The following is a 26,634-nucleotide window of genomic DNA, read 5'->3' on the forward strand; positions in this document are numbered from 1 at the left end:
TCCTTTGATAAATCTAGAACGTTATCGTAGCGGATTTTATGGGGATTGTCATTTACATAGGTTGAGGCTTTTACGAATGCGGCTTAGTTGTGTGGGAGTGATGCCAAGATGACTTGCGATGTGATGTTGCGAAACTCTTTTTTCAATGTCAGGAAATTTTTCGAGAAAGTTTTGATAGCGTATGGTCGCATTGTCAATGATGAGGGAAATCTCATTTTTTTTCTTTTTCAATGATCCAATTTTGCTCAAGGTAGCGGATATAAAAGTTTTTAAAAGCATCGTGCGTATCAATAAGATGACGATAGCCTTCATAATTAATTTCGATGATGGTACTTGGCTCTAATGCCTGAATGCACAAATAGGAATTTTCACCACTTAAAAGCGAAACAACTGAGGCAGAAAAGTAGTTTTCCATAAAGAGATTTTTGGTGTAGATCGTGCTTTGCTCATGAAGATAATACGTGCGCAACAATCCTTTGCAAATAAAATAGATCGCATGTGCTGCTGGTGTGTAGTTGTCTTGAAGTAACGTCCCTTTTGGTATGCACTTGAGTTTGAGATGGGGTTTAAGGAGTTCGAATGCATCATCACTAATGGGCGAATAACGGTTTAGAATTTCATAAAACTGTTCATAATAGCGTGCCTCATTCTCCATTTAGTCTCCTTTATGAAACAATTCTATCATAATCAATTTTAGGTTACATGTAAAGTGCAAAAGCCTATTTTTCAACCACTGCTTTGGCGTAAGTATGGGTATAATGGTGTTCTAGTTATAGAATTTTTAGGAAAGATATATGGCAGCATTGATCGCTCTTGGTTTGGTATCGGGTCTTTTTTTTAGCTCTACTTTTGTGCTCAATCGTTTGATGAGTTTAGAAGGAGGGCATTGGGTCTGGTCAGCATCACTGCGTTATGTTTTTATGATACTGTTTTTACTCATCGTCATTCGCCTTTTTCAGGGGCGTAAAACAGTTGTAGCGCTTTTGAAACTTTATGTGGAACATTGGCTTTTTTGGACGGTGGCGGGAAGTATCGGCTTTGGGTGTTTTTACGCTCTTTTGTGTTTTAGTGCCGATTATGCACCGGGTTGGGTCATTGCGGCAACTTGGCAGTTGACCATTATCGCTTCATTGTTTGTTTTGATGTTTTTTGGTAGGGTATTTCCTAAGCGCATTTGGGTCTTTTCAACGATTGTTGTGGTAGGAGTTGGTCTTATCAACACGTCTCATATCACGACCTTTCACTTTGTGGAGTTTGCAAAAGGTGCTTTTCCTGTATTGATTGCGGCGTTTTGCTATCCGTTTGGTAATCAGCTTGTTTGGGAGTCCAAACATGGGCATAAACATTTTCCTAAAATTGACTCACCTTTGTTGGAGAATGCTTTTAACAAAGTCTTACTCCTCTCTTTAGGTTCGTTGCCTTTTTGGATTGTCTTGGTTCTTTTTATTGATCCACCGATGCCTTCAATGGGGCAAGTGCTCAATACTTCTTTAGTGGCACTTCTTTCAGGTTTAGTGGCGACCACACTTTTTTTATTGGCACGTCATCAGGCGCATACGTCCAGCGAACTTGCCGCTGTCGATGCAACCCAATCCAGTGAGGTGATCTTTGCTCTTTTAGGCGAGATGCTTTTTTTAGGTACAGCGCTACCCAATGCACAAGCATGGCTAGGTATCATTTTAGTTTTTATTGGGCTTGGATTTTTTATCTATTTTCAGGAAAAAGAGTGTGCTATTCACGATTGATTCATAATAATGCGTTACAATACTACAAAATATAGAAGGATTTGAGGAATGAAAACGCTTAAAAAAGCATGTTTGATTTTAGGTTTAGCTTTAGGGGCGTGTGTGTATGCTGAGACTCCTAAGATGGCGTTGCCATTTAACATTACTCCTGAGATGTATGCAACGTTTATGGCTCAAAATTTAGCACCTAGTTTACCGCATACTTTTACGCAAAAAGATCTATCGCTTGTTGTGACAAATGTCCATGCTGAGCAAAATAAAGTCTTTTTTCACTCAAAAACGACTCAGTACAAACAAATTCTCGCCGAGTTAAATAAATACCATACCTTGCCAGATGATTTGAAAAAGCAATGTAAAGACTTTTCCAAAATTGCGATGGTCGATAAAGGGGTTGAATACTATTTAAGTGTTGAAGAAAATGAGAAAAAATTTGTTGTGAAATATGATAAAGAAGCATGTTCTGAAAGCTTCGATCCCGCACAAAAAATCTTCATCGGTGGATACAACCGTTATGGTTATGACATCAACGGTGCGAGCAAAAAAGACAATTTTGCTAAACAATCTTTACATTAACGAACACAATTACGACCCGCATCTTTTGCTTCATAGAGTTTTGCATCGGCTTTGATGTAAAGCTCATCAAGCCTTTTAATTTCAGGGGTATACATCGCTAAACCAATGCTGACAGTGAAATTGAGAATTTTGCCTTCATCATAAGGTATTTCAAGGCTGCTCAGCTCTTTGTTCAAGGTTTCCATCTTAGCTCTGGCTTGCTCTTCGTTTACATGTAAAAGTAAAAAGGCAAACTCTTCACCACCAATACGAGCCATAATGTCTGTGTCGCGCAAACTTTTTAAACAGTGCTTGGCAAGCGCTTTTAATACAGCATCGCCTATAGGGTGTCCTAAGGTATCGTTAATACTCTTAAACTGATCCACATCAAGAACCGCAAAGCAGATAGAACCGTTGTAACGTACAGCGCGTGTAAACTCTTGTTCGGCTACTTCGAGAAAATACCGACGGTTATGGAGACCTGTTAAGGTATCGGTTTGGGCGAGGTATTGCAGTTCTTTTTCTAATTCAATACGTTGTCCTATCTCTTCTTTGAGATTCATTTGCTCTAAAAAAAGTGCTTTGTGGCTTTTCATAGACTCTTGTTGATAACGTGAACGATGATACTCAACCCAACTACTAATAAATGCAACGGTCATATAAGTAACACTAAAACGCACTTGAAAAGGAATGCTATACGTCGTATGAATTTCGGGGACAATGCCAAACAGTCCAATGATCATGCCTAAAAGCACACAACTGTACAAAAAACCAAGACGATTGCCAAATAAAAATATGGTTCCAATAGGATAAACATATGCCCAAAGAATACGTGAGTTGTCTGTATCGGTAGCATTGAAAATCATATAGAGAATTAAAAAAGCATAAAGTAAGTTGGAAATATGATAGATTAAAGATGTCTCTTTCATCTTAGGAATAAAGACTAACGATCCGATAAGATGTGTGGAAAAGAGAATCACCAAAAAAGACAATGTAAAATTGTGGATATAAGCATTGTAAGCGCTCGTTCCTAGTGCTACTGGTGCCATCAAAAGGGTAATCCAAACATAATGATTGAGTCTTGAAAGTTCCGTTTTGTCCTGACATGATGATTTGGCAACGATAATATCAACAAAATACTGAATGTTTTTGGCAAGTGTAATCATAATAGTTGTTATTCCTTAAAGTGTACATTCTAAAATGCAGGAAAGAAGGCTCCTTTTTACATGTAAAGCAAAATGAGGGCAATAGAAAAGTTTTATTGCCCTTGATATTGTTTTACGCGTTAGCTTCTTTAAGAGCGGCTTCGACATACAATGCACGAAGTTTTTTAACCATTTCACCAGGTTTTCCGCTACCGATAGGCTTACCATCAATCTCAATGATCGGAAGAAGGAAAACGGTTGCACTTGCCATAAACGCTTCATCGGCATTGAGTGCTTCTTCAATGCTAAAGAGACGCTCTTCGACTTTGATACCATGGGTATGCGTGATTTCCATCAACACTTTACGACGAATACTTGGCAAAATAGCATGAGAAAGTGGACGTGTGATAATCACGCCATTTTTAATGATAAATGCCGCAGAAGACGTTCCTTCTGTGACAAAACCATCTTCAACCATCCAACCCTCATATGCGCCTTTTTGGTGGACTTCTTCTTTTGCCAAGACTTGACCTAAGAGTGAAATAGACTTGATGTCACGTCTTTTCCACCTAATGTCCGCACAACTGACAACCTTCACACCAATTTCTGCAAGAGGATGGTTGATAACCTCTTTTTTAAAGGTAAACGCCATAAACGTTGTTGGGGTATTTTCAGGGAAATAAAATTCACGAGGTGCAACACCACGTGTGACTTGCATATAAATACCACCTTCGACGATGTCATTCTTTGCAATCAACGTATCTAAGATGGTAATAATCTCTGTTTTACAAAAAGGTGCTTTAAGACCAATTTTGCTCATACTTCCTTCAAAACGCTCAAAGAAAGGCGCTTTGTCAATCACTTTACCATTGATAACAGGTACCACTTCGTAGATACCATCACCAAAAAGGTAACCACGATCAAAAATAGATACTTTCGCATCTTCCTCTTTACAAAAATCTCCGTTTAAAAAAACAATACTGCTCATTACAGACTCCAAAAAAAATAATACGATATTGTATCAAAAGGTTTCTTAGCCATCTGTGCAATAAGTAGGCAGAAGTTTCTTTTTTACATGTAAAGCGTTGAAAAAGAAGTTTGGGTGATTTTCTATTTTGGTTTTAAAGATCAAAGAGATATTATTTTGACAGGCATTGGAGTTTGGGTTGAATTGGCTTTACATGTAAAAGTTAAAACTCAAGCCCTGACCCCTAAACTTCTAGTGCTTGCTAAACTCTTACATGTAAGAATTTTTGTATCAAAAAAAGTTAAGAACTTAATTTTGATCTTTTTTTTCTAGTGTGTTCATCCATACTTCTTTTAAAAGTGCGACTCCTTCGCGGATTTCTGTTTCGCTCAATCCTCCAAATCCCATGCGGATAGCTTCCCAATCGTTTCCGTAATAATCACTCGCAAGATAGAGTTTTATGCCTTTTTCTAAAGCGTTTTGTCTTAAAACATTTAAATTAATTGTGTGCGTGGGGCGCATCAAAATGGCTAGTCCTCCGCCTTCGCTGATGATTTCAATCATTGAGCCAAACGTCTTTTGCAGGGTTTCTTTCATCACGTCGTGTTTTTTGCGATTGAGCGTGCGAATTTTGCGCAAGTGCCTCTCCCAATGTCCACCCGCCATAAAAAGTTCTAAAGTTTTTTGCGTTGAAAGCGACACGGAACAGCGTTGGTGACGGGTAAGAAATAACATTTTATACTTATCAAGATACCGATGTGGAAGGACTAGATAACTGACACGAAGGGCAGGGGAGAGCGACTTGGAAAAGGTTCCGACATAAATGACTCTATCGTCCTTATCTAAGCCTTGGAGCGATGGAATCGGGCGATTTTGATACCGCAGTTCGCTGTCGTAATCATCTTCAATGATGATGCCTCCTATTTGTTTTGACCAATTCAGAAGTCGTATGCGGTTACGAATGGGCATGCTCACTCCCGTTGGGTATTGATGCGAGGGCGTGATGTAAACCAGATTTGAAGGCGATACTTCAAGCTCATCGATGACTAAACCATCTTGATCGACATGAATGGGCACCGTGGTATAACCATAATCATTAAAGAGAGAACGGACAATCGGAAAACCCGGATGTTCAATCGCAATATGGCTACATTGTTTTTTTAAAAGCGTCGCTAAAATGTGCATCGAATCGGCAAAACCGCCACAAATAATGACATGTCCAGCATCGCAGTTTACGCCACGCGACTGCATCAAATAGCGTGCTATCTCTTCACGAAGGCCGATTTCACCTTGTCTATCGCCGTACGCTCCAAAATCAAGCTCCGCTCCCATCGCTTTGATAAAAAGCCGCTTCCAGAGTTTTAAGGGAAACGCATCAGGCGTCAGTCTTGCGGGAATAAAATCATAACGTATCGAAGGCGATGTTTTTGTGTTGAGCATGTAAATTGTTTTGATTGGCGGGTCTTGTTCTAAAGGCATATCGGCAACAAAATACCCACTTTGGGGCGCACTTTCGATATATCCTTCCGTGTAAAGTTGTTTGTACGCCAACTCAGCCGTGTTTTTACTAATGGAATATTGCGAAGCGACGTTTCTAATTGAGGGGAGTTTGTCGCCATATTTTAGCGTCGTTACAATCTCTTTTTTCATGGCTTCGTAGAGTTGCAAATAGAGCGGCTTATTGCTTTCTTTGTCTAAAACATACATAACTGTCCCCTAAAATTTTTAACAAACTGGCTCTTGTAACCAGTACAGTTTGGGATTATAATACCAAATATTTTATGAAAAAGTATAAGGATTGAAACGATGCGACGAGCAGAATTTGAAGTAAACGACCCAAAACTCTTAGAAGAACTCTTATCGAGCTGTGAGTATGGAACGCTGTGTTTGATTGATGGTGATGAGCCTTACAGTGTACCACTGAATTTTGTATGGCATGATGGGTGCATCTGCTTTCATGGTTCAAAAGAAGGACGTAAGATGGACACAATGGCAAAAAATACAAACGCAAGTTTTAGTGTGGTGAAGCCTCTGTCTTTAATTCCTTCGTATTTTAGCAATACCCGCTCCGCTTGTCCTGCCACGCAACTGTTTATCTCTGCGCATTTTTCAGGTCATGTGGAAAGTATAGACGATGCGCAACAAAAGTGCGATGTTCTGAATGCGCTCATGCAAAAATTGCAACCAGATGGAAAATACGATGTGATTGAAGTCGAAAATCCCATGTATAAAAAAGCTATAGAGACGATAGGTATTGTTCAATTAAGTCCAAAATCTATCTCATTAAAAATCAAAGCAGGGCAAAATTTGAATGCAGAACGCAAGGCGTTGTTGATCGAAAAATTGCGTGAACGTGGAGAAGCTCTTGATATACTGAGTATTGAGCTTATAGGACAGATGAGTTAAAAAGAGGCTTTACATGTAAAGCCTCTTTGGTTATTTAGGCATTGGCTTCTTTGAGCGCTGCTTACACGCACGAGAGAAAAGGGGTCGGAGCTAAACTTTTAACTTTTGCCAATTTGTTAAAGTATAGGTCATAAGAATAAAGGTGAGAATGGGGATTGTTCCTATGAGCTTATAGTTTTATTGAAGTAAAAGAGCTACTTAAAATTCAAGAGGTAGACTAACCTCTCTCCTCTATTTGTCAAAATAGTTTTTTCGTATTTGAGTCCAAGCTTTTCTAAGCATTTGATAGAAGCAACATTTTCAGGATACACTGTTGCAATCGCTCTGTTTTTAAATAAAGAATTTTTGATTGATTCAATTTGAGCTTTACCAATTTCACTTGCATAGCCTAGTCCCCAAAATCTTTTTGCTAAGATAAAACCGAATTCATAGTCATCTTCTTGCAAATAAGAACACGGTAGAACACCTGCTAAACCAATGATTGCTTTTGTACTATTGTTTTCTAAAACTTTTAAGCCTATTTGTTTGACATACTCATATATATTTTGTTCTGAAATATGATCTTTTCCAAAAGTATATTTGATGACATCTTTATCACTAAAAATAAGTTCATATAACGTTTGGCTATCTTCTCGATTGATGTCTCGTAGTCTTAATCTTTCTGTTTTCATTTGGATTCTTTGTATATTTTTTGAAAGGATATTTTATAAAAAAATATCTTATAAACAACGATTGTTGAAAAGTCAAATCCTGAGCATTTTTGTTTTGTGTGTTCTTTTCATACCGATGCAAACAGATGGTGAAGAAAAGAGTCCATTTCCCCTTCGCTTGACATTTTTTATGTATAATAATTCCATGAAAAAGACATATACGCATCAAACCATCAATGACGCTGATTTTACATTAAATCATATTCTGGATATTTCAAATCAAGGCTTTTGGGATTGGAATATCACTACAGGGCATGTTTATCGTAGTATTGGTTGGTTTCATATGTTAGGATATGACTATGATACATGCAAAAATGATGTTTTTACATGGGAAGATATTATTCATCAAGATGACTATCCTCATGTTATGGCTCATTTTGAAGCATATGTTACGGGTAAAAGTGATGTATACCAAATCATATATCGATGTCGAAAATGCGATGGTTCATACTTATGGATAGAAGACAGTGGAAAAATTGTGCAAAGAAAAGAAGATGGCAGTGTCCTTCGCATGATTGGTGCGCATACGAACATCCATGAAGCTAAACATTTAAGAGATAGTTTGATTCAAAAAAATAAACTTTTAGCCAATGATAATGCTCAACTTGAAATGCTCGTTAAAGAGCGAACAAAAGAGCTCAATGAAATCAATGAAAAACTTAATTTACAGATAGAAGAAGCCCATTATAACGCCTCTCATGATGTTCTAACATCTTTATTGAACAGACGAGAATTTGAACGACTCTTGGATAAAGAGATTGATCGGGCTAGACGGTATATGTACCCGCTGAGTATAGTGCTCATGGATATTGATAATTTTAAAACGATTAATGATCAATATGGTCACAAGAAAGGTGATCAGGCATTGATGGATATGAGTGCTTTTGTAAAAAAGATGATTCGAAGTAGTGACGTGTTGGCAAGGTGGGGTGGTGAAGAGTTTATGATCATTTTTCCCGAAAGTAATCTTGCCACAACCGTAGAAAAAGTGGAATTGATTCGAAAAGAAATTGTTCAAAATCTCTTTGCAGAAAATCTCAATATGACATGTAGTTTTGGAGTAACCACCTATCAAAGTGAAGATACCAAAGATAGCATCTTTTTACGATGTGATCAATTACTCTATATGGCAAAAAATGCCAATAAAAATAACGTGCAATCTTAATAAATCTTTTACATGTAAAAACTTGAAAACGATATATTTTGTTTGTAAAGAGATAATGTTTTTGACAGGTGTTGGAGTTTGCGTCAAATCGGCTTAGCGTACAAAAAAGTTAAAAGTTTAGCCCTGACCCCTAAAACTCATACCTTTTAAAAATAATCAATTTATTGATGACATGACAAATGCTGTTTTAACTGTGATGCATCATTAGTAGTAGAATGTGACGAGGCTACTGGAAAATTAGAAAATTCAATCTTTACATGTAAAGTGAAAAATTTAAAAAGTAGCCTGTCCCCTTTTTCTTTCTAAATTTTTTAACGTTATCTAGCAAGGAAAAATATGAATACTGAAGATTTTTTTCTTCAACTGTGTGATGGAATTTATCGTGCAGAAGAAAGAGCGCAAAAAGAACGAAAACGTGAATTATTTGGTAATCAATTTGTTCCAGAATTTCTCGTGATGCGGCAAGACAAAGTACGTGTTGAAATTCGTAAAGAAAATGTCAGCCACAATGCTCCGCATCTTCATATAGTTCACTCTGATAAAATTGATGTTTCAATTAGTCTTATTGATTTTTCAATTCTTGCTGGCAAGATTGACAGTAAAACAAAAAAGCATTTCTTGAGCCTTCTTGTACCAAAACAAAAACAGTTGAATGCAATATGGCAAGAGTTAAATGAAAAAGACAATTCAGTTGGAGCCGAAAAGCTAATTAGTAATCTCAGGTTCTAATTATGCTAAAAGGACAAAGGTGACAGGCTACTTTTACGGAACTAGACAATAAATCTTTTACATGTAAATAAAAGTAGCCTGTCACTTTTATTTCTTTAGAGTAGAAAAGTTAAAAGTTTAGCCCTTACCCCTATGGTATGATATATGTTGAATAAATAGTTAGGTGCACAAGGAGAGAGAGTATGTTGTCCGTATATAATCTTTTTAATTCAAGTGGTGAGTGGATAGCTTTCCGAATTGGTAAAAACCTTTTCAATTCTGAGGCAGAATGGGTTGGGTGGTTTCCTTGGGGCGATGACGATGCCGTAACAACAGATGGCGATTACTTAGGAACAGTCTGCAACGGAAATCGTTTTTATTATTTCTCAAACAAGCCTTATCGTGGGTACGCAGGGTATCCCGGTTATCCAGGGTACCCTGGTTATCCGGGCTATCCAGGGTTTGCAGGCTATTCTTCGTTACCTTCTGGCGCTAGTGATGCAAAGTTTCCCAAAAAGTGAGTAAAGAGATAAAGGTGGAAACTGTCCTCATTTACGCATTTATCGAGGTTACTCTTAAAGAATTAGACAATAAATCTTTTACATGTAAAGTGAAAAATTTAAAAAGTAGCTAGCGCCGAATGACACATGGCTCAAACGCTTTTTTCAACAAAACTGATGGATTACGTGGCATGAAAATCAAGTGATTAAAGCCCTAAAATAGGGCTTTAACTTATGTTCTAAATTTATTGAGGATGGCGTTGAGTTGTGTGGTGAGTTCATTGAGGTGCTCACTCGCCCCTGCGATTTCTTCCACACTTCTGGTATTTTGCGTTGCTAACGTATTGATCTCTTCGATTTTGGAAACGATGGTATCGATTTTTTCACCTGTTTGAATGTAGTCATTGACCGTTTTTTCATTGAGTTTGGTTGCAACATTCATCATAGAAACAGTGTTATCCAGTTTGCTTTCCACATCCCCCGCGAGCGCGTTTAATTCTTGGATTTGTGTTGAATTAACATTCATTCTCTCTGAGCTGTCCGTGATAGCTTGAACAATGACATTAATGGTTGCGTTGATTTCAACCAAACTTTTTTGGGTGCGCTCTGCTAAGGTGCGTACTTCATCGGCAACGACTGCAAAGCCTCTTCCATGCTCTCCCGCACGTGCAGCTTCGATGGCAGCATTGAGTGCTAGAAGGTTTGTTTGATCAGCAATATCGCTGATGACGGTAAGAACATTTTTAACTTGGTCGGCATCAGAGCTAAGTTGTTGGATTTTTTGTGCAAGTTCTTGCTCTGTTTGCGCGCTCTCTTGAACACGCTGTCCCAGTTTTTGAAGGAACTTACGAGCACTTTGGAGTTCATTATTTGCCTTAACAATCTCTTCTTTTGAAGCTTTTGCTTCATTGACGGAAGAGACAATTTCTTGTTTGGTCTCGCTTGACATGTGTGTGGCTTGAGAAATGATGATTGAAGAGTCTTCCACGCGTTTACCCACTTGCAGGGTTGTCGCTGAGAGCTCATGCGCAATCGATGCATTTTCAGAACTGGTGTCTTTTGCTAATTTGATGGTTGAGTGAACTTTATCGATAAATTGGTTAATCTCATGGGAAGCATCACCAATTTCATCGTGACATTTAATGGCTAATTTTTTGGTTAAATCACCATCACCCGTTGCCAAATCATGGGCAGTTTCTTTAAGGTTTAAAAGAGGTTTGGCAATAATACTGGTGGTAAGAAAATAGATTGCAATAATAGCCAGTAAAGCAACGATAAAACCAACGACAACTTGCAACGAAGCATTACTGTAAAGTCGATCGCTCATATCTTTATCAAGCGTCAAAGCTTTAGCCAATATAATTTCCTGTGGTACTTGAATCAGAACCGCCCAAGGTTTACCTGTCTGTCCAAGCTTGATTGGCGCAACCGCTTCTATCATGCCACTATCATTGTTGATACGAACTAACGCTTTACCTGCTTGAATAGCTTCATAAATCTTTTCCCACCCTTTAGGCATCACTTGTTTAAAATGACCCCCGATCATAGCAGGATTCTCGCTTTGGGCTACCAACAGACCATTGTCTGCAATGATGGATACCTGTCCATGAGCTTCAAACAATTCTGCATCAACTTTTTCGGCAATTTTCTGAACAAAATCTAAGTTATAATCCGCCCCTGCAACGCCGTAAAATTTACCATTGACGTTAATAGGCACAGACATCGTTGCGAGGAATACTTGCTTACCTTGTACGATATAAGGTAATGGTCCAAGCACACTTTCTTTATTCTGCTCACGTGGGGTAATATACCAGCCTCCTTTAAGAACACCGTTAGGATGCTTGTCGTAGGTGTCGTACTCTACTAAAGGTTGAACGGCAATTTTGCCTTTATTATCACGCGTCCAATAGGGGGTAAAGCGTCCGGTAGTTGGATTGTTGCCGTCTTTGTCTACACGGAAGTTGTCATCAAATCCATCGATCGCATTTGGCTCCCAACAGGAGTAGGTACCATTAAAGCTTGTGTTACTTTTCAATACATTGAGAAGCACAGCATTGAGCTGATCGCGGCCAATGTCCAGAGCGCCTTTACCATCTTTATGTTTAAGTTTACTCACTTCAAAGGTGTTAGCCATCGTACGAGCAGCATCCAAAGCCAACTCCAATTCGGACTGAATGGTACCACTTTGCTCGCCGGCTAAATTTTGCAGTCTCTCCATATTGAGTTCAGTCAACAAAGAAGAAACCTCCTTGGAAACCACATCTTGTGTGCTTTTAGATGAATACAACCCATACCCCACCAATAGGATAACGGCTGAAATCAGGCAAAGCCCAGCTATCACAACAATCTTAGTTTGAATTGATTTAAATATCATCGTAAACCCCCCCCCTTTTTTTTATTAGACATCTTGCAAAACTCATTTGTATTCCACAGCAAAACCACGGTCAAAGTTGATTAATCCACATATCAAATTAAAGCGTAGATTGAATCGTTTTCTTCTGTTTCTGTATTTTTGGGTGAGTATCTGAAATGTTTTGATTTTAGCATTCACATGTTCAACACATATTCTAGCACTTGCTTTTTGTCTGTTTTCCTCTTTTTGCTCCTCACTCAAAGGATGAAGTTTGGAGGCTTTATGGGGAATTTGACAATGGCTATGTTCTTTGGCAATACCCAGATATCCCAAATCAACATAAACACAGGTCTTGGGCATCAAGGGGAGATTAGATTCTTGAAACAGTCTAAAATCATGTGTCGTACCTTTAGCGGTATGCACACACATAATCCTCTCCTCTTTATCAATCACAATCTGTCCTTTAAGGGTATGACGCTTTTGCTTACCTGAGTAGTACTCTCTTTGCTTTTTTTGGGTCTTTGACAAGGCGTTTCTGTCGCATCAATGACAACAAAAGAGAGGGCAACATCACTTTTATAGAGTTCTCTCTTGCTTGGCAATGAAAATCTACCAGACTTAATCAACACTTCTTCTACTTCACATACAATCCTTGAAGCCGTTGATTCACTCACACCATAATCAAATCCAATATGTTCAAGGGTGCGATACTCACGATAATAGCCAAGCATCAAAAGTACTTTATTTTCTGGTGAAAGAGATCTCCTCCCTCCTACACCTAATCCTTTTTTACGATTCTCATCGTATTGCCTAAACACCTCTATCATTGCGTTAAATGTCTCTTCATTAACGCCAATATGGCGCTTAAAATCTTTGGGTTTATGCTTTTGCATTTGTTCATATTTTTTCATGCCTCTTGCCAAGCATTTTTAGTGCCTTTTATTTGAGTTTTGCAAGATGTCTATTTAATTTTATATAAAAATATGCAATTAGTTAAACTATCTTAGATGAAAATTGATTCAAAGTCAATTTGCTATATAGATATTGTGCTTTTTGCTGCCACCTTTTGTATGGATATGTTTGGTTTATGAAATTAGCTAAGAATAAAAGTTGAAAGTTTGACCTCCTAAAATTTAAATGATACGCTACATAATGATTGAGTCTAAAAATTTCCTCTTCATTCTGTGAAAGTGACTTAGCAACAATGAGATCAACAAAATGTTGAATTTTTTTAGCCAATAAAATCATGTCGACTCCTTTTGTTTAATTCTACATCATGTGTGTTACAAAGGCGTTGTAAGGAGAAAAGATAAAGCACAAAAATTACTAGATGGAACATTATGCGTCAGTGAGTCGTATACATAGGGATAAATGGGGAGGAGGCTACTTTAAGGGAACCAGACTGTCAATCTTTTACATGTAAAAAAAAGTAGCCTATCTTTCAATATCTTATTTTTAAAGATGAAAGCGATATTATTTTTGTCGGGTGTTGGAGTTTGTGTTAAATAGGCTTAGGGTAGAAAAGTTAAAAAATTAGCCCTGATTCCTAAAGTCATGAAATTGGACAGGTAAACCTGCCAGTGAGCTTAACCGTTATATGTTTCAGGAGTTCGGTGTTGGAAAAGATTACATTGCAGGGATTTATAGTCGTACCTGATTCGGATCTTGAGGTTGTAAATCGTGAGCTTATTACTCATAAGAATCTCACATTAAAAGAGGCTGGTTGCTTAACTTTTACTGTAACACCTGATGCAGTTAATCCTAATAAATTTAATGTCTACGAAGAGTTCGTGAATCAAGCTGCTTTTGATAATCACCAAGCCAGAGTTAAATCATCTAAATGGGGCGAAGTAACTAAAAACGTAGAAAGATACTACCAAATAAGTACTGGCAAATAAATGTATAACAAGTTGTTCAAACGGACTCCTTAAACCTGTCATCTTTTTTGTGTCAAAAGATAAAAGGGACACTTTATTTACTATTTCCTTTATTTAACCCCTTAACCCCTAAGCATAACTCCCAAAAAGATAGCGACAACTCCCAAAACAATATTAAGAGGCAATAAAACATTGGGGAGCAATCGCACCTGTTCTTTGGCACTTGCAAAATCACCCCGATCAAAAAGCGTTTGTGCATGTGTGCGTTTGATGTACATATAGACATAATTGAGCGTCATAATTGTCCAAAGACTCTCTTTTATATGAACCACCACTCCTGATAAGCCTGTGCCTTTAAGAATGATAAACCCGCAAAGAACAATCAAGACAATAAAAGGCATGACAAGGTTAAACAACCGACCTACGATGTGTAATGTTTTGCCAAGCTTTATTTTTGGCTCTTCAATACTTTGAATTACAGGATGAACAGCAAATTTAATCGCAATCATACCTCCGACCCAAATCACGGCTGAGATGATATGTAAAAATAGGATAATCGTTTTGTAATGCTCAAAAAGTGCCTGCATCTTTTCTCCTTTTCCATATTATATAGCGATTGATTATACCCCACTATTCACCTTTGAACATTGACATTTTACATGTAAATATTTCGCTTTATATTTTTTATTTTTTTCAAAAGTATTTTTCTACGGAACACTATATGCAAAAGTGTGTGGTGAAATAAAAACTCACAAAGGAGAACAAAATGGCTGAACTCAGACAAATTGCTTTTTATGGCAAAGGCGGAATTGGTAAATCTACCACTTCACAAAATACACTCGCGGCAATGGCGCACTACTTCGGTAAAAAAATTCTTATCGTTGGATGTGATCCTAAGGCAGACTCTACACGACTTATTTTGCATGAAAAAGCACAATGCACTATTATGCAACTAGCAAGTGAGGCAGGTACTGTTGAAGACCTAGAGCTTGAAGATGTATGTAAACCAGGTGCTGCTGAGTTTGATCCAGATAACACAGATATTACAGAAGGTTTTATCATGTGTGCAGAATCAGGTGGACCAGAGCCAGGCGTTGGTTGTGCAGGTCGTGGTGTTATTACAGCGATTAACTTCCTTGAGGAAGAGGGTGCTTATGATCAAGATTTAGATTTCGTCTCTTACGACGTTCTTGGTGACGTTGTTTGTGGTGGATTTGCGATGCCAATTCGTGAAGGTAAAGCACAAGAGATCTACATCGTTATGTCAGGCGAAATGATGGCAATGTATGCGGCAAACAACATCTCTAAAGGTATTTTGAAATACGCAAACACTGGTGGTGTACGTCTAGCAGGTCTTATCTGTAATGCACGTATGACAGACCGTGAATACGATCTTGCAAAACATCTTGCAGAGCAAATCGGAACGCACTTGATTCACTTCGTACCAAGAAGTAACCACGTACAACGTGCTGAGCTTCGTCGTATGACCGTTGTTGAGTTTGCTGATAAAACAGACCAAGCATTTGAGTACAAAGAACTTGCAAGAAAAATCATTGCTAATGATCTTAAAGTGATCCCTAAACCACTTGAGATGGATGATCTTGAAGCATTGTTAATGGAATTTGGTTTGGAAGAAGAAGTCGAAGCAGACGCTATCGGTAAAAAAGCAACAGCATAATAACCGAAGAAAACTCTGCCAACGTCGTTGGCAAGCTTTAGCGCCCCAGTGGCAAACGTAGTCAAAAGAGCTTTGCCCTTTTGACGTTATAAAAAAATAAAAAGAGGAGCACACCATGTTTATATGCGGATACCACTTCCCAGCATCTTTGGGAAATAAAATTAGTCATGAGCAAGTCGTAGAGAGAGTCACAGCAGAAGTTGGCGATCTTTCAGATGTTAGTTACGCAGTCCTTACCAGTGAAAACCGTGATGGTATCAAACAAGAAGACCTACGTGTTGAAAAAGGTTCATTCCTTTTCACAGCATTGGCTGATTACTATAAAAAATCAGACATTGAAGGCGAATATAAAATGATTTTTTATACCAACAAGTATCAAATGAGTGAAGTTTCTAAAGCAGTCGATGGTGGTAAAACAGCAGACGTTTGTAAAAAACTTGACGATATGCTTCTCTACAGGGTCAAAGTCGCGTAAGCGTACTTTTTAAATAGAAAGGAAAATAGCATGACAACAGAAACATTGCTAAGCCAACAAGAAGCCGCAATTGCGGAAGTGCTTGCTGCTTACCCTGAAAAGGCGAAAAAAAGTAGAGAAAAACACCTTGGCGTTGATATGCCAGAGGGTGTTAAAGGTGCTTGTGATTCAACCAAGAGTAACAAACAAACCGTTCCAGGCGTTATGAGTCAACGTGGTTGTGCTTATGCAGGAAGTAAAGGTGTTGTTTGGGGCCCAGTGAAAGATATGATTCATATCTCTCATGGACCGGTTGGTTGTGGTCAATATAGCCGCGCAGGTAGAAGAAACTATTACATTGGTACAACAGGCGTTGATACCTATGTAACGATGAACTTCACAACCGACTATAATGAAAAAGACATCGTTTTCGGTGGCGATAAAAAGCTTAAAGCGGCACTCGCAGAAATTGATGCACTTTTCCCACTCAATAACGGTATTTCCATTCAAAGTGAATGCCCCATCGGTTTGATTGGTGATGATATTCAAGCAGTAGCCAAAGGCTACAAAAAAGAGTCTGGCAAGCCTACGGTTGCGGTTTCTTGTGAAGGTTTCCGTGGTGTTTCACAAAGTTTGGGTCACCATATTGCGAACGATATGATTCGTGATGAGGTACTTCCAGATAACTCTTATAAAAAAGATTTTGTATCAACTCCGTATGATGTTGCCATCATCGGTGACTATAACATCGGAGGGGACGCTTGGAGTTCAAGAATTTTACTTGAAGAGATGGGTCTTCGTGTTATCGCTCAATGGAGTGGTGATGCTACTTATAAAGAGTTAACGATCGCTCCAAAAGCGAAAATAAACCTTCTTCACTGCTACCGAAGTATGAACTATGTTGTTCGTCACATGGAGCAAGAATTTGGTGTGCCTTGGATGGAGTATAACTTCTTTGGTCCAAGCAAAACAACAGAGAGCTTACGCAAAATTGCAGCGTTCTTTGATGAGACAATTCAAGCTAAAACAGAAGCGGTTATCGCTAAATATACTGAAATGACCGATAAAGTCATTGCAAAGTATCGCCCTAAATTAGAAGGCAAAACCGTCATGTTATATGTCGGTGGATTACGTCCTCGCCACGTTATTGGTGCTTACGAAGATTTGGGAATGAAAATTATCGGTACAGGTTATGAGTTCGGACATGGTGATGACTATAAACGTACCAAAGATGAGCTTAGTGGCTCAACCTTGATCTATGACGATACCAACGAGTACGAATTAGAGCAATTTGTCAAAAGACTGAAACCTGATCTTGTAGCAAGCGGTGTAAAAGAGAAGTACGTTTTCCAAAAAATGGGATTACCATTTAGACAAATGCACTCTTGGGATTATAGTGGTCCGTATCATGGATACGATGCCTTTGCAATTTTTGCAAAAGACATGGATTTGGCGTTGAACTCCCCAGTATGGGCTCACACCAAAGCACCATGGGAATCTAACTAAGGAGAGCACAATGCAAGACGTAGAAAACATAGTAAATGGGCAAAAGCTCTTTTTAAAACCAGAGTATCAAGAAGTTTTCAAAAACAAAAAGCAATTTGAAAGTAACGCAGGTTCAACAAACCCTGATAAAGTCATTGAAATTGCTAAGTGGACAACCACATGGGAATACCGTGAGAAAAACTTAGCACGTGAGCACATCACGATCAACCCAGCCAAAGCATGTCAACCTTTGGGCGCTGTTATGGCAGCTCTTGGGTTTGAAAATACCATGCCGTATGTTCATGGTAGTCACGGTTGTGTGGCGTACTTTAGAAGCTACTTTACACGTCACTTTAAAGAGCCAACACCGTGTGTTTCTGACTCCATGAGTGAGAGTGCGGCGGTATTTGGTGGTCTTTCAAATATGAAAGAGGGTTTACGTAACTGTAAAGCGCTTTACAAACCAGATATGATCGCCGTTTCTACGACATGTATGGCAGAAGTTATCGGTGATGACTTGAACGCGTTTGTCATCGGTGCTCGTAAAGATGCTGAGGGTGAGTTAGATAACACACCAATCCCAGCAGCCCATACACCTTCCTTTGTTGGTAGCCACGTCACAGGTTATGACAATATGATGAACGCGATTCTTCAAGAGCTTAACATGGTTGAAGAGGGCGTTGAAGTTGAAAAAGATGCTGAACGTATCAACATCATCCCTGGGTTTGAGCCATACCTTGGTAGCCTTAAAGAAGTGAAAAAAATCGCTTCTATGTTCAGTGACAAAATCGTTATGATCGGTGATCATGAAGACCAATGGAATACACCAGCAGGTGAGTACAAACTTTATGCAGGTGGCACACCTTTAGCGGTTGCTAAAACAGCGAGCACTGCAAAAGCAACTATCTCTCTTCAAAGATACTCTACACAGGCTACTGCGAAGATGATTAAAAATGATTGGAAACAAACCTACGCTACATGTAACCCCATCGGTTTAGGTGGCACAGATGAGTTTGTTATGAAACTCAGTGAACTTACCGGTAAACCTGTTCCTGCAGAGCTTACAAAACTTCGCGGTCAACTGGTCGATGCAATGCAAGATAGCTACCCGTATATGCACGGTAAAAAATTCGCTATCTGGGGTGATCCTGATTTCTTACTTGGTGTGGTTTCATTCTTGGTTGAAATGGGAGCGATTCCAGTTCATGTTCTTTGCCATAATGCGCCTCGTAAAAACTGGGAAAAAGAGATGCAAGCAATCTTAGAAAAATGTACATTCAAAGAAGAGTGTCACATTTGGGGTGGTAAAGACTTGTGGCATTTAAGAAGCCTTCTCTTTACAGAGCCTGTTGATTTCATGATCGGTAACGTTTATGGTAAAGAGTTGTACAGAGATACAAAAATACCATTGATTCGTATCGGTTTCCCAATCTTTGATAGACATCACCTCCACAGATACTCTATCAGTGGATATGAGGGTGCACTCAACCTTTTAACTTGGATTACCAACTCCGTCTTAGACGCATTGGATGAAGAGACAAAAGAGATCGCAAAAACAGATTTCTTCTTCGACTCAATTCGATAAGTTGAGAGCTTCGGCTCTCTTCTTTTTTAGTTTCGATACGTCTTTATACCCTAAATCATCTCCTCTTTACAATTAATACAAATTTCACTGTAAATATATATAATGAGTATATAAATTTGACACGAGTGAGAAAGTATCTATGCTTAAGGTTATGATAATCGAAGATGAGCCTCTTATCGCCTTGAATCTTACAAAGATTTTAGAAAAAAAAGGCTTTGAAGTCACAGGACATGCGGGTAATTTTGAAGATGCTCACACTCTTTTTGCGACCAATATACCTGACATTATCCTCAGCGACATCAAACTTGAAAATGATGAATCAGGGATAGACGTCATTCAAAACTTGAAGAGGATGAGTGACTTTTGTGTCATATACCTTACCTCTTATGGTGATGATGCGATGATTGTCAGACGAAGTGCTAAACTCGTCAGTTGAAAATGTAATTTAAGAGTTGCATTTTGATTTAAAACCTTAAGAAACCAAGTTAGATTGGTTAAACTCCATTTTCAGATTTACGGAAAGGAGTTTGGTGTTAAAAAAAGGTGAAATTAAAATGATAAAGAAGTTTTTAGCTGAGGGATTGAGCAAGAGTGCCATTGCACGAAAGCTTGGTATTTCACGAGATACCGTAAGGCGTTATGCCAATCTTCCTGATGATTATGTTCCCCATATCAATCGACCTCCCATGATTAATAGTGTTGATCCCTATTTACCGCATATTGCAAAAATGCTAGAGATGTCAGAGCAAACGAAAAGTGAAATCCCATTAACGGTTATTTATGAAGAGATCAAGAAGCTTGGATACGATGGAAGTTTACGCTGGCTACAACAAGTCATTGGGCGTTATGAGCTTAGAGCTCGGGCAAAGAGTGATGAACCTATTATTCGCTTTGAAACCAAACCTGCCCAGCAGATGCAAGTGGATTGGATAGAGTTTCCAAAGGATAATTTATCGGCATTTGTGGCAACGATGGGTTATAGTAGAGCTTCGTATGTTGAGTATGTCAATAATGAAAAAATAGAGACGCTTATTGGGTGTCACATGAATGCCTTTAACTACTTTGGAGGTGTTCCAATGGAATGTTTATATGACAATATGCGAACCGTCATTTTAGGACGTAATAGCTATGGTCGAGGTAAACATAAACTCAACCCACTCTTTGAAGACTTTGCCAAACATTGTAGATTTAGCATTAAAGTCTGCAAACCTTACCGTGCTAAGACCAAACGAAAAGTAGAAAGATTTAACCACTATCTACGCTATAACTTTCATAATGGACTGCGTGTAAAACTTGGAATGAAAAACTATGCACTGACCTTGGAAAATGCCAATGCAGAAGTGCTGAAGTGGCTAGATACAACAGCCAATCGTCGTATTCATAAAACGACATTGCAAGTACCCTTTGAATTGTTGGCACAGGAGCAGCTGCAACTGCATCCAATGCCTAAAGCCTATCAAGGAATCCACCCCAAAGCTTTGATTGAAAGTGTAGCTAAAAAATATTCTCCAATCAATTCATATCATGACATCGATAAACTCTATATTCCTAATCGTGATATTCAATGTTACGATGAGTTCATCCCAATGGTTGCTAATATCGTTCTGCCTATTAGTATTTACAGTGGGAGTGTATTATGGAATTGATCTCATCTATTGAAGAGCTCTGTAAAGAGCTGAGTCTCTCCACGATTGGGAGCCAATACCATGATATAGCAACTTTGGCAGCGAAAGAGAACTGGCAGTATGTTCAGTTCCTTGAGGAGTTGCTACGCAATGAAGCTGATAGCAGATTGGGGCGTTCTACAAATACCTTAACAAAGCTTGCAGGATTTCCTGCTATTAAAACCCTAGAGCAATTTGATTATACTTTCTCCGTAGGCGTGAACCGTAAACAGATTGAAGAGTTATCCAATCTAATATTTGTAAAAAAACATGAAAACATCATCCTCTTAGGGGAAAGTGGCGTGGGTAAAACCCATCTTGCTATTGCGCTTGCGTATAAAGCCGTACAGCATCGCTACAAGGTTAGGTTTACGACTATTAGCGAGCTTTTAAGCAATGCCAACAAAGCCAAAAAAGAGAAGAAATACGATAGCTTCCTCAAAGCAATCACAAGCCCATCGGTATTGGTCATTGATGAGATTGGATACTTTAATATGAGTAAAGAAGAAGCCAATCACTTTTTTCAGATTATCTCGAAACGTTATGAAAAAAAGTTCTACCATCTTTACATCAAATTTAGTATTCAGTCAATGGGTTCAAGTATTTGCAGGGGATAAAATAGTTACAACGGCTATATTAGATCGCGTGTTACATCACTCACATATCATAAATATTCAAGGAGACAGTTACCGACTTAAAGAGAAGAAACAAACAGGAGTTTTACACTCAGAAATTTATAAGTTTGAAGCTAAATCTTCAAACCAAGGCAGTCAAAATCAAGAGGTGGTTTAAGTTTCAATTCGCAACTTTTTTACATTAAAAACTGACGACTTCTGCGCTTCGCTTGACATCTCAGGGCTATGTTGTGGTCGCAACCGATTATTATTTAGGGTATGCTCGCTCAAACTATCCCTATCATCCTTTTATGCATGCAGACACCACCGCCAACACGGTGATGGACTCACTCCGCGCAGCACGCAATACGGCACATCTTCGTGGTATAACCCTCAGTGATAAAGTTATGTTAACAGGCTTTTCGCAAGGGGGACATGCATCACTGGCGACACAGCGTAGGATTGAGGCAGACCATACAGGAGAATTCAATGTCGTGGCGACTGCGCATTTGGTTGGACCGTATGAAGTCTCTAAGGCTTTGATTAACGGTGTGAGTCAACCCATTGGTGGTGTGCAGGCGCTAGTGCCGTTTCAAATTATCTCTTGGCAGAAAATTTACGGTGATGTCTACGCACAGGCATCGGATGTTTTCAATGCACCGTATGATAGCACCATAGAGACACTGATGCCGATAGTAAATTATCCACTTGATTTGGGAAAGCTCCCAAGAGGAACGCCAGAAGAGGCCAAAAATGCAATGTTTAAGCCAGCGTATCTTAGGGACCTTGTAGAAAATCCTGCCAATGGCACTATTGTTGCCGCGAAGAAGCAGGATGTATTGGGCTGGGACCCCAAAGCTCCTATGATGTTATGTTCAGGAAAAAATGACCCCGTTGTTAAATTTTTTCATGCGCAAGATGCCTTCGATGATTTTAGAAGTCGTGGGATGAAGAATATCGCGTTAGTCGATGTCGATAAGAACATTGCACAGACCTTTGGTCATGTGCGAGACACTGATATGCCGACCTATCTTAGGGAATACCATGGCACCTATGATTTCCAGTTTTGCACGCAGGTTGCGAAACACTTTTTTGATGCGTATCAGTAGAAGATGAGCTTATGTGATGCCTGAGGTCTGTTTATTTACTAAAGGAGAAAAAATGAATAAAAGTACATCCGTTCGATGTGTATTGATGCTCTTGAGTATCATGGTTTGGATCAGTTGTGGCAATGCGTCTGAGATAGCGCAACTCGATGAGAAAAATGTCAATCTCATTTTTGTGGTTAGCCCCGATTTAGCGTACCATACGTCAGGCGATATTGACAAAAATACCGCCAATCTCACGCCCCAAGGGCTTAATCGCTCTTTACAAATGGCAACCTACCTGAAAAAGAACCTTCTTCGTTCAAAAAATGCTACGAGTATTTATACCCTAGCGCCCATGACGCATTTACAAACCTCCCATGACTATCCCGATATGACCTCCATTGGCTATATCCAACAGTTTGCTCTTTTGAACCAAACCACGTTGCCTATCAGTGAAACATCATTTTACACGGCAAATACATTGCCCATTAAGGTTTCATACCCTGAGGGCTCTGTGCCTCAAAATGTCTCTGTGCCGTCTTCGTTTTGTACCAATTGTTCAGGACTCGATTTTAAAAATACGAATGGCAGTAACGATGCGTTGGTATCGCATCTTATTCAACAGAACCAATCAGGGTTTTATATTTTCTCCGCGCCATGGGAGACAATCCATGCGATGATGCAAGCTCTGAATGTGCGTTACGGGCATAAACTGGGTCTACCACTTGAGTATCAAGGCTCAAACTATCTCTATGCGATCTCAATTTCTCCCAAGGATGAAGCTCAGCTTATGGTTTATGATAGCCAACTCAAACCATCCAAGGATTACCCTAAATTGCCCAAAAAGGTTGTCAAGGCTTTTTGCAACCATACGCTTCAGCCCTATTTTAATGCGAAACGAACAGGCGGTGTAAGTGATGTTGTGGTTCCTTCCAATGCCAATCAAAATCAAACGGTCTATATCGTGCGTCACGCAGAAGCGCATCCGGATAAAGCGTTTAAGTTTGAAGATGGTAATTACGTTGCCGCAGGTCAGTGGCGTGCTTTGGAACTTTACCGTGCGCTGAAGGGTAAAATGAACCCCGATATGGTCTATTCGATTGATCCCGCACAGTGGTATCACGCAACAGGAGCGTTTAATTTCTCCTATGTCAGACCCTCTCTTACCGTCTGGCCTTTTGCCATTGCCAACAATCTGCCTTATTTTTTGGTCAGCGAGTTTCAACTGATGACAAAGGCAACCGATGTGCCGACCGCTCAAAAAACAAGCGATTTTTTCTTTACAGGCGGTAAGTTTTCCAATAAAACGATCTTGCTCGCATGGGAATCAGGGCATATTAGACCACTCTTAAAATATCTTTTGGATTCGTACGGTGGAACTAATGTAACAGAACTGGATATCGACCTTCCCAATACTGGCTGGCCAGGCAACGACTACGATACGATCTGGCGCGTGAAGCTTGATCATCAAGGCAATCTCATCGTTGATAACGTACTGTGTGAAGGGATAGAAAGTAATCGTTTACCATCCACCGCGCCGATATTTTAGGCATATTAGTCCAATGGGTTTTATGGACTCATTTTCGTGCGTGTGATTGTTTACATGTAAGGTTTTAATCCTTACATGTAAACTCTTTTTGAAGGGCATATCTTCAAGAAGATGATTGGTAGAGAAGTGATTAAGTAGCACAAACACACGATAAGTCAAGATAAATCTAGCAAGAGATAAACCAATCTTTTTTACGTTTTCAATAAAGTGTCGAAATTCTTTTGAATATAATCTGCAACGCGAAAGGCATTGGCGTAAATCGTCCATGTATAAGGGACACTTCCTCCCGTTGGCATGAAGCTACCGTCGGTTACAAAAAGATTGTGTATGTCATAGCTTTGACAATAACGATTGAGTACGTGTTTTTTCGGATCATTTCCAAAACGACATCCTCCTGCTTGAAGATTTTGCGGAGGTAGTGGTGAGATAGCGTAGGTAATATTTTTTGCTCCCATTATCTCAAGCACTTGTACCGCTTTTTTGGCTAAAAATTCTCCTACTATGACATCTTGAGGGTGTGCTCCTATACGAATATTTGCAACAGGAATACCGTATTTGTCCTTGTATGCTTCATCAACAGAGACAAAACAGTTGTCATTGGGCATCCAATCATTAAAGACTTCAAAATTGAGTACCCTTTTTGTTGTTAAGGTTTGAAAAATTTTATCTTGAAGTTTTTTCCCAAAGATCAATGTCCCATCTTCTCTTTTCAGGCTGTTTGCACGTCGTATCGGATTGGCATGTTCAAATAAAAAATCAACAACGCCCCCTTTAAACTCTTTCGTAAAATACCAATCTTTGAGCGCACGATTGACAAAAAGCCCTGCTTGTAACAGTGCCTCTTGATTGAAATGGCTTAAATCAAACTCTCCTGAACCGATACCTCCACCTGAAAAGACCATATTTTTTCCAACAGCCCCTGATGAGTTTGCAAGTCCTTTTGGAAATGCCTTGTTTTTTGAATTTAATAATAAGCGCGAACTCTCCACCGCTTGTGCTGCAAGGATAAAAAGCTTAGCATGGACATACTTTTTCGTCCCTTCTTGTGTGAGGTACTGGGCTCTTTTAATGGTACGGGTGTTATCTGTTTCCAATTTCACAACAAACGCATTGGCGATAATATGCAGATTTCCCGTCGCTAAAGCGGGCTGAATAAGCGCAGCACGTGAACTTCCCTTTGCTCCACTTGAACAAGCATACGAACCGCAGTAATTGGAGTAATAACAAGGGTTTCGTCCTTCCTTGGGCTCTGAGAGAATAGCCCTAGGCGTTTTAAAAGGCGTAAAATGCAAAGCCTTGCAAGCCGTGTCAAAATTTTCAACAATAGGATGTTCCGCTAAAGGAGGGTACGGATATTGCGTGGTACTGCGTGGTTCTTGGTGCGCGTACTCTGTTATCTCGCCTGAGACACCTACGATTCTCTCTGTGCGTTCATAAAAAGGTTCAAGCTCTTCATACGTAATAGGCCAATCTTCAATAGTGGCTCCTTCATAAGCCCCATAAAGAGTTTTTAATTTAAAATCATTGGGTTTGAGGCGATGAAAAAATCCACTCATAAAGTTTGAAGAGCCTCCTAAAAGGCTACCGTTCCAGAAACTCCAGTTATTTTCATACGAAGGTGTTTTGACCCATTTCCCCTCTTCAAAGCTCTCAATGACATGGTATTCGTCTTTTAATTTTGGGGTAAAAACATCACGCTTGGTATAGGCTATCTCATCTTTTGAAAAATCTTTTTCACTGTAGATGTCTCCTTTTTCAAGAATCACCACTTTTTTACCCGCACGAGAGAGTTCATAAGCAAGAGGCCCAGCACCTGCGCCGCTTCCTACAATACACACATCATATGTCATATTTTTCTCCCATAGGTACTTTTTGGACGCGGGTCTCCGTTTACATGTAAAACAGATTTCCATCCCATTTCCTCTGTGTTTCCCCCGTAAATTGGATCACCGAACATTGCTTCAAGCGTGTAATAAATCAGCCGTGAGAGCCATTGCTCCAAATACGCATCCTCACTTGCTAGCTCTACGATACGGTATTGAGCTTCTGCATTTTCTTGAAAAAAATGAGAAAATTTTTGGTTAAAAACAGAAGCCCCTTCGATCAAAAGTTCCAAATCATTTTGATCAAAATAGGAGCTGGTGCTATTGACGATTAAAAAGGAAAGGGCATTGACATTTTTTGCAGAGGGCATCTGCTCGGTTGCAGGCAGTAAGACTTCTTGGACACTTTCGATGGTTCTCCACACAGAAGCAGGAACATCTTTAGCATACGCGTCTATGCTTAAAAAAAAAGGTGATGAAGCACTCAGTGCCATAAATGTACGTCTATTCATAGGGTGCATTCTAACACATGCATGTAAAACTTTTGTGTAATACGACTACATATT

The 26,634-nt window shown here is 39.2% G+C and carries 27 protein-coding genes and 1 pseudogene; 16 read left to right on the plus strand and 12 right to left on the minus strand.

The window, feature by feature from the left end:
* Positions 1 to 48: 48 nt before the first annotated feature.
* Positions 49 to 231 carry a cyclic nucleotide-binding domain-containing protein gene (locus tag FA584_RS14430; RefSeq protein WP_228448598.1) on the minus strand — a complete coding sequence of 61 codons (183 nt, stop codon included), beginning with the start codon at positions 229 to 231 and terminating at the stop codon, positions 49 to 51.
* On the minus strand, positions 212 to 655 hold the full coding sequence (locus tag FA584_RS05455) for a Crp/Fnr family transcriptional regulator (RefSeq protein ID WP_228448599.1): 444 nt from the start codon (positions 653 to 655) through the stop codon (positions 212 to 214). Before FA584_RS05455 ends, FA584_RS14430 begins: the two co-directional genes overlap by 20 nt.
* 139 nt (positions 656 to 794) lie before the next feature.
* Here FA584_RS05455 and FA584_RS05460 point away from each other — a divergent pair, with 139 nt between their 5' ends.
* A complete protein-coding gene (locus FA584_RS05460; protein ID WP_167750458.1) occupies positions 795 to 1,745 on the plus strand; it encodes a DMT family transporter in 951 nt (316 codons plus the stop codon).
* A 48-nt stretch (positions 1,746 to 1,793) separates the two neighbouring features.
* The gene (locus FA584_RS05465; protein WP_096046462.1) at positions 1,794 to 2,318 is read left to right on the plus strand and encodes a hypothetical protein; all 525 of its coding nucleotides are present in this window, start codon (positions 1,794 to 1,796) and stop codon (positions 2,316 to 2,318) included.
* Here FA584_RS05465 and FA584_RS05470 read toward each other — a convergent pair.
* From FA584_RS05470 to pdxR, 3 genes are all read right to left on the minus strand, one after another.
* Positions 2,315 to 3,463: a GGDEF domain-containing protein gene (locus FA584_RS05470; protein ID WP_167750459.1), complete on the minus strand. Its 1,149-nt coding sequence runs from the start codon at positions 3,461 to 3,463 to the stop codon at positions 2,315 to 2,317. The two genes, FA584_RS05465 and FA584_RS05470, sit on opposite strands and share 4 nt — an antisense overlap.
* 112 nt (positions 3,464 to 3,575) lie before the next feature.
* Positions 3,576 to 4,430, minus strand: coding sequence for a D-amino-acid transaminase (locus FA584_RS05475; RefSeq protein ID WP_167750460.1), 855 nt, complete (start codon positions 4,428 to 4,430; stop codon positions 3,576 to 3,578).
* A gap of 288 nt (positions 4,431 to 4,718) precedes the next feature.
* Positions 4,719 to 6,116: a MocR-like pyridoxine biosynthesis transcription factor PdxR gene (gene pdxR, locus FA584_RS05480; RefSeq protein WP_167750461.1), complete on the minus strand. Its 1,398-nt coding sequence runs from the start codon at positions 6,114 to 6,116 to the stop codon at positions 4,719 to 4,721.
* Between the two features lie 99 nt (positions 6,117 to 6,215).
* Between pdxR and FA584_RS05485 the strand changes: the two genes are divergently transcribed.
* A complete protein-coding gene (locus FA584_RS05485) occupies positions 6,216 to 6,815 on the plus strand; it encodes a pyridoxamine 5'-phosphate oxidase family protein (RefSeq protein ID WP_167750462.1) in 600 nt (199 codons plus the stop codon).
* 194 nt (positions 6,816 to 7,009) lie between these two features.
* Here FA584_RS05485 and FA584_RS05490 read toward each other — a convergent pair whose 3' ends face one another.
* On the minus strand, positions 7,010 to 7,486 hold the full coding sequence (locus tag FA584_RS05490; protein WP_167750463.1) for a GNAT family N-acetyltransferase: 477 nt from the start codon (positions 7,484 to 7,486) through the stop codon (positions 7,010 to 7,012).
* Between the two features lie 64 nt (positions 7,487 to 7,550).
* On the opposite strand from FA584_RS05490, the gene FA584_RS05495 reads away from it, so the two are divergent.
* The 3 genes from FA584_RS05495 to FA584_RS05505 all read left to right on the plus strand — a co-directional run bounded on the left by FA584_RS05495 (position 7,551) and on the right by FA584_RS05505 (position 9,919).
* Complete coding sequence (locus FA584_RS05495; protein ID WP_191342087.1) at positions 7,551 to 8,690, plus strand: sensor domain-containing diguanylate cyclase; 1,140 nt, start codon at positions 7,551 to 7,553, stop codon at positions 8,688 to 8,690.
* Between the two features lie 336 nt (positions 8,691 to 9,026).
* Entirely contained in the window at positions 9,027 to 9,419 is a 393-nt protein-coding gene (locus tag FA584_RS05500) for a DUF4160 domain-containing protein (RefSeq protein ID WP_167750465.1), read from the plus strand.
* Positions 9,420 to 9,601: 182 nt separating this feature from the next.
* Positions 9,602 to 9,919 (plus strand): hypothetical protein, encoded by a 318-nt coding sequence (locus FA584_RS05505; protein ID WP_191342088.1) that lies wholly within the window; start codon positions 9,602 to 9,604, stop codon positions 9,917 to 9,919.
* Between the two features lie 211 nt (positions 9,920 to 10,130).
* On the opposite strand, the gene FA584_RS05510 is transcribed toward FA584_RS05505, so the two are convergent.
* From FA584_RS05510 to FA584_RS05520, 3 genes are read right to left on the minus strand one after another with little or no spacing between them, the layout of a single operon-like run.
* Complete coding sequence (locus FA584_RS05510) at positions 10,131 to 12,272, minus strand: methyl-accepting chemotaxis protein (RefSeq protein WP_167750466.1); 2,142 nt, start codon at positions 12,270 to 12,272, stop codon at positions 10,131 to 10,133.
* A 42-nt stretch (positions 12,273 to 12,314) separates the two neighbouring features.
* Positions 12,315 to 12,779 (minus strand): transposase family protein, encoded by a 465-nt coding sequence (locus tag FA584_RS05515; RefSeq protein ID WP_084613060.1) that lies wholly within the window; start codon positions 12,777 to 12,779, stop codon positions 12,315 to 12,317.
* The gene (locus FA584_RS05520) at positions 12,701 to 13,162 is read right to left on the minus strand and encodes a transposase family protein (RefSeq protein ID WP_025343414.1); all 462 of its coding nucleotides are present in this window, start codon (positions 13,160 to 13,162) and stop codon (positions 12,701 to 12,703) included. Before FA584_RS05520 ends, FA584_RS05515 begins: the two co-directional genes overlap by 79 nt.
* A gap of 702 nt (positions 13,163 to 13,864) precedes the next feature.
* Between FA584_RS05520 and FA584_RS05525 the strand changes: the two genes are divergently transcribed.
* A complete protein-coding gene (locus FA584_RS05525) occupies positions 13,865 to 14,149 on the plus strand; it encodes a putative quinol monooxygenase (RefSeq protein WP_228448158.1) in 285 nt (94 codons plus the stop codon).
* A 101-nt stretch (positions 14,150 to 14,250) separates the two neighbouring features.
* Here FA584_RS05525 and FA584_RS05530 read toward each other — a convergent pair whose 3' ends face one another.
* Positions 14,251 to 14,715: a hypothetical protein gene (locus FA584_RS05530; protein WP_167750468.1), complete on the minus strand. Its 465-nt coding sequence runs from the start codon at positions 14,713 to 14,715 to the stop codon at positions 14,251 to 14,253.
* A 179-nt stretch (positions 14,716 to 14,894) separates the two neighbouring features.
* On the opposite strand from FA584_RS05530, the gene nifH reads away from it, so the two are divergent.
* The 9 genes and pseudogenes from nifH (at position 14,895) to FA584_RS05575 (ending at position 24,245) form a co-directional block, all read left to right on the plus strand.
* Positions 14,895 to 15,806, plus strand: coding sequence for a nitrogenase iron protein (nifH, locus tag FA584_RS05535; RefSeq protein ID WP_087438453.1), 912 nt, complete (start codon positions 14,895 to 14,897; stop codon positions 15,804 to 15,806).
* A 115-nt stretch (positions 15,807 to 15,921) separates the two neighbouring features.
* Entirely contained in the window at positions 15,922 to 16,281 is a 360-nt protein-coding gene (locus tag FA584_RS05540; protein ID WP_096046472.1) for a hypothetical protein, read from the plus strand.
* Positions 16,282 to 16,311: 30 nt separating this feature from the next.
* The gene (gene nifD, locus FA584_RS05545; protein WP_025344429.1) at positions 16,312 to 17,766 is read left to right on the plus strand and encodes a nitrogenase molybdenum-iron protein alpha chain; all 1,455 of its coding nucleotides are present in this window, start codon (positions 16,312 to 16,314) and stop codon (positions 17,764 to 17,766) included.
* A gap of 10 nt (positions 17,767 to 17,776) precedes the next feature.
* On the plus strand, positions 17,777 to 19,330 hold the full coding sequence (nifK, locus tag FA584_RS05550) for a nitrogenase molybdenum-iron protein subunit beta (RefSeq protein ID WP_167750469.1): 1,554 nt from the start codon (positions 17,777 to 17,779) through the stop codon (positions 19,328 to 19,330).
* A gap of 151 nt (positions 19,331 to 19,481) precedes the next feature.
* A complete protein-coding gene (locus tag FA584_RS05555) occupies positions 19,482 to 19,766 on the plus strand; it encodes a response regulator (RefSeq protein ID WP_167750470.1) in 285 nt (94 codons plus the stop codon).
* 94 nt (positions 19,767 to 19,860) lie between these two features.
* Positions 19,861 to 20,976 (plus strand): IS21 family transposase, encoded by a 1,116-nt coding sequence (istA, locus tag FA584_RS05560; protein WP_167750471.1) that lies wholly within the window; start codon positions 19,861 to 19,863, stop codon positions 20,974 to 20,976.
* Positions 20,967 to 21,786, plus strand: a pseudogene (gene istB, locus FA584_RS05565) (IS21-like element helper ATPase IstB). Before istA ends, istB begins: the two are co-directional and overlap by 10 nt.
* A gap of 73 nt (positions 21,787 to 21,859) precedes the next feature.
* The gene (locus FA584_RS05570; RefSeq protein ID WP_167750472.1) at positions 21,860 to 22,717 is read left to right on the plus strand and encodes a lipase family protein; all 858 of its coding nucleotides are present in this window, start codon (positions 21,860 to 21,862) and stop codon (positions 22,715 to 22,717) included.
* 52 nt (positions 22,718 to 22,769) lie between these two features.
* Positions 22,770 to 24,245: a hypothetical protein gene (locus FA584_RS05575; protein ID WP_167750473.1), complete on the plus strand. Its 1,476-nt coding sequence runs from the start codon at positions 22,770 to 22,772 to the stop codon at positions 24,243 to 24,245.
* Positions 24,246 to 24,436: 191 nt separating this feature from the next.
* Here the strand turns inward: FA584_RS05575 and FA584_RS05580 are convergent, their stop codons facing one another.
* Together FA584_RS05580 and FA584_RS05585 are read right to left on the minus strand one after the other, a co-directional pair.
* On the minus strand, positions 24,437 to 26,095 hold the full coding sequence (locus FA584_RS05580) for a GMC family oxidoreductase (RefSeq protein WP_167750474.1): 1,659 nt from the start codon (positions 26,093 to 26,095) through the stop codon (positions 24,437 to 24,439).
* Positions 26,092 to 26,580 (minus strand): gluconate 2-dehydrogenase subunit 3 family protein, encoded by a 489-nt coding sequence (locus tag FA584_RS05585; RefSeq protein WP_167750475.1) that lies wholly within the window; start codon positions 26,578 to 26,580, stop codon positions 26,092 to 26,094. The genes FA584_RS05580 and FA584_RS05585 overlap by 4 nt, the downstream gene beginning before the upstream one ends.
* Positions 26,581 to 26,634: the final 54 nt, after the last annotated feature.

The organism is Sulfurospirillum diekertiae (assembly GCF_011769985.2).
GTDB lineage: Bacteria > Campylobacterota > Campylobacteria > Campylobacterales > Sulfurospirillaceae > Sulfurospirillum > Sulfurospirillum diekertiae.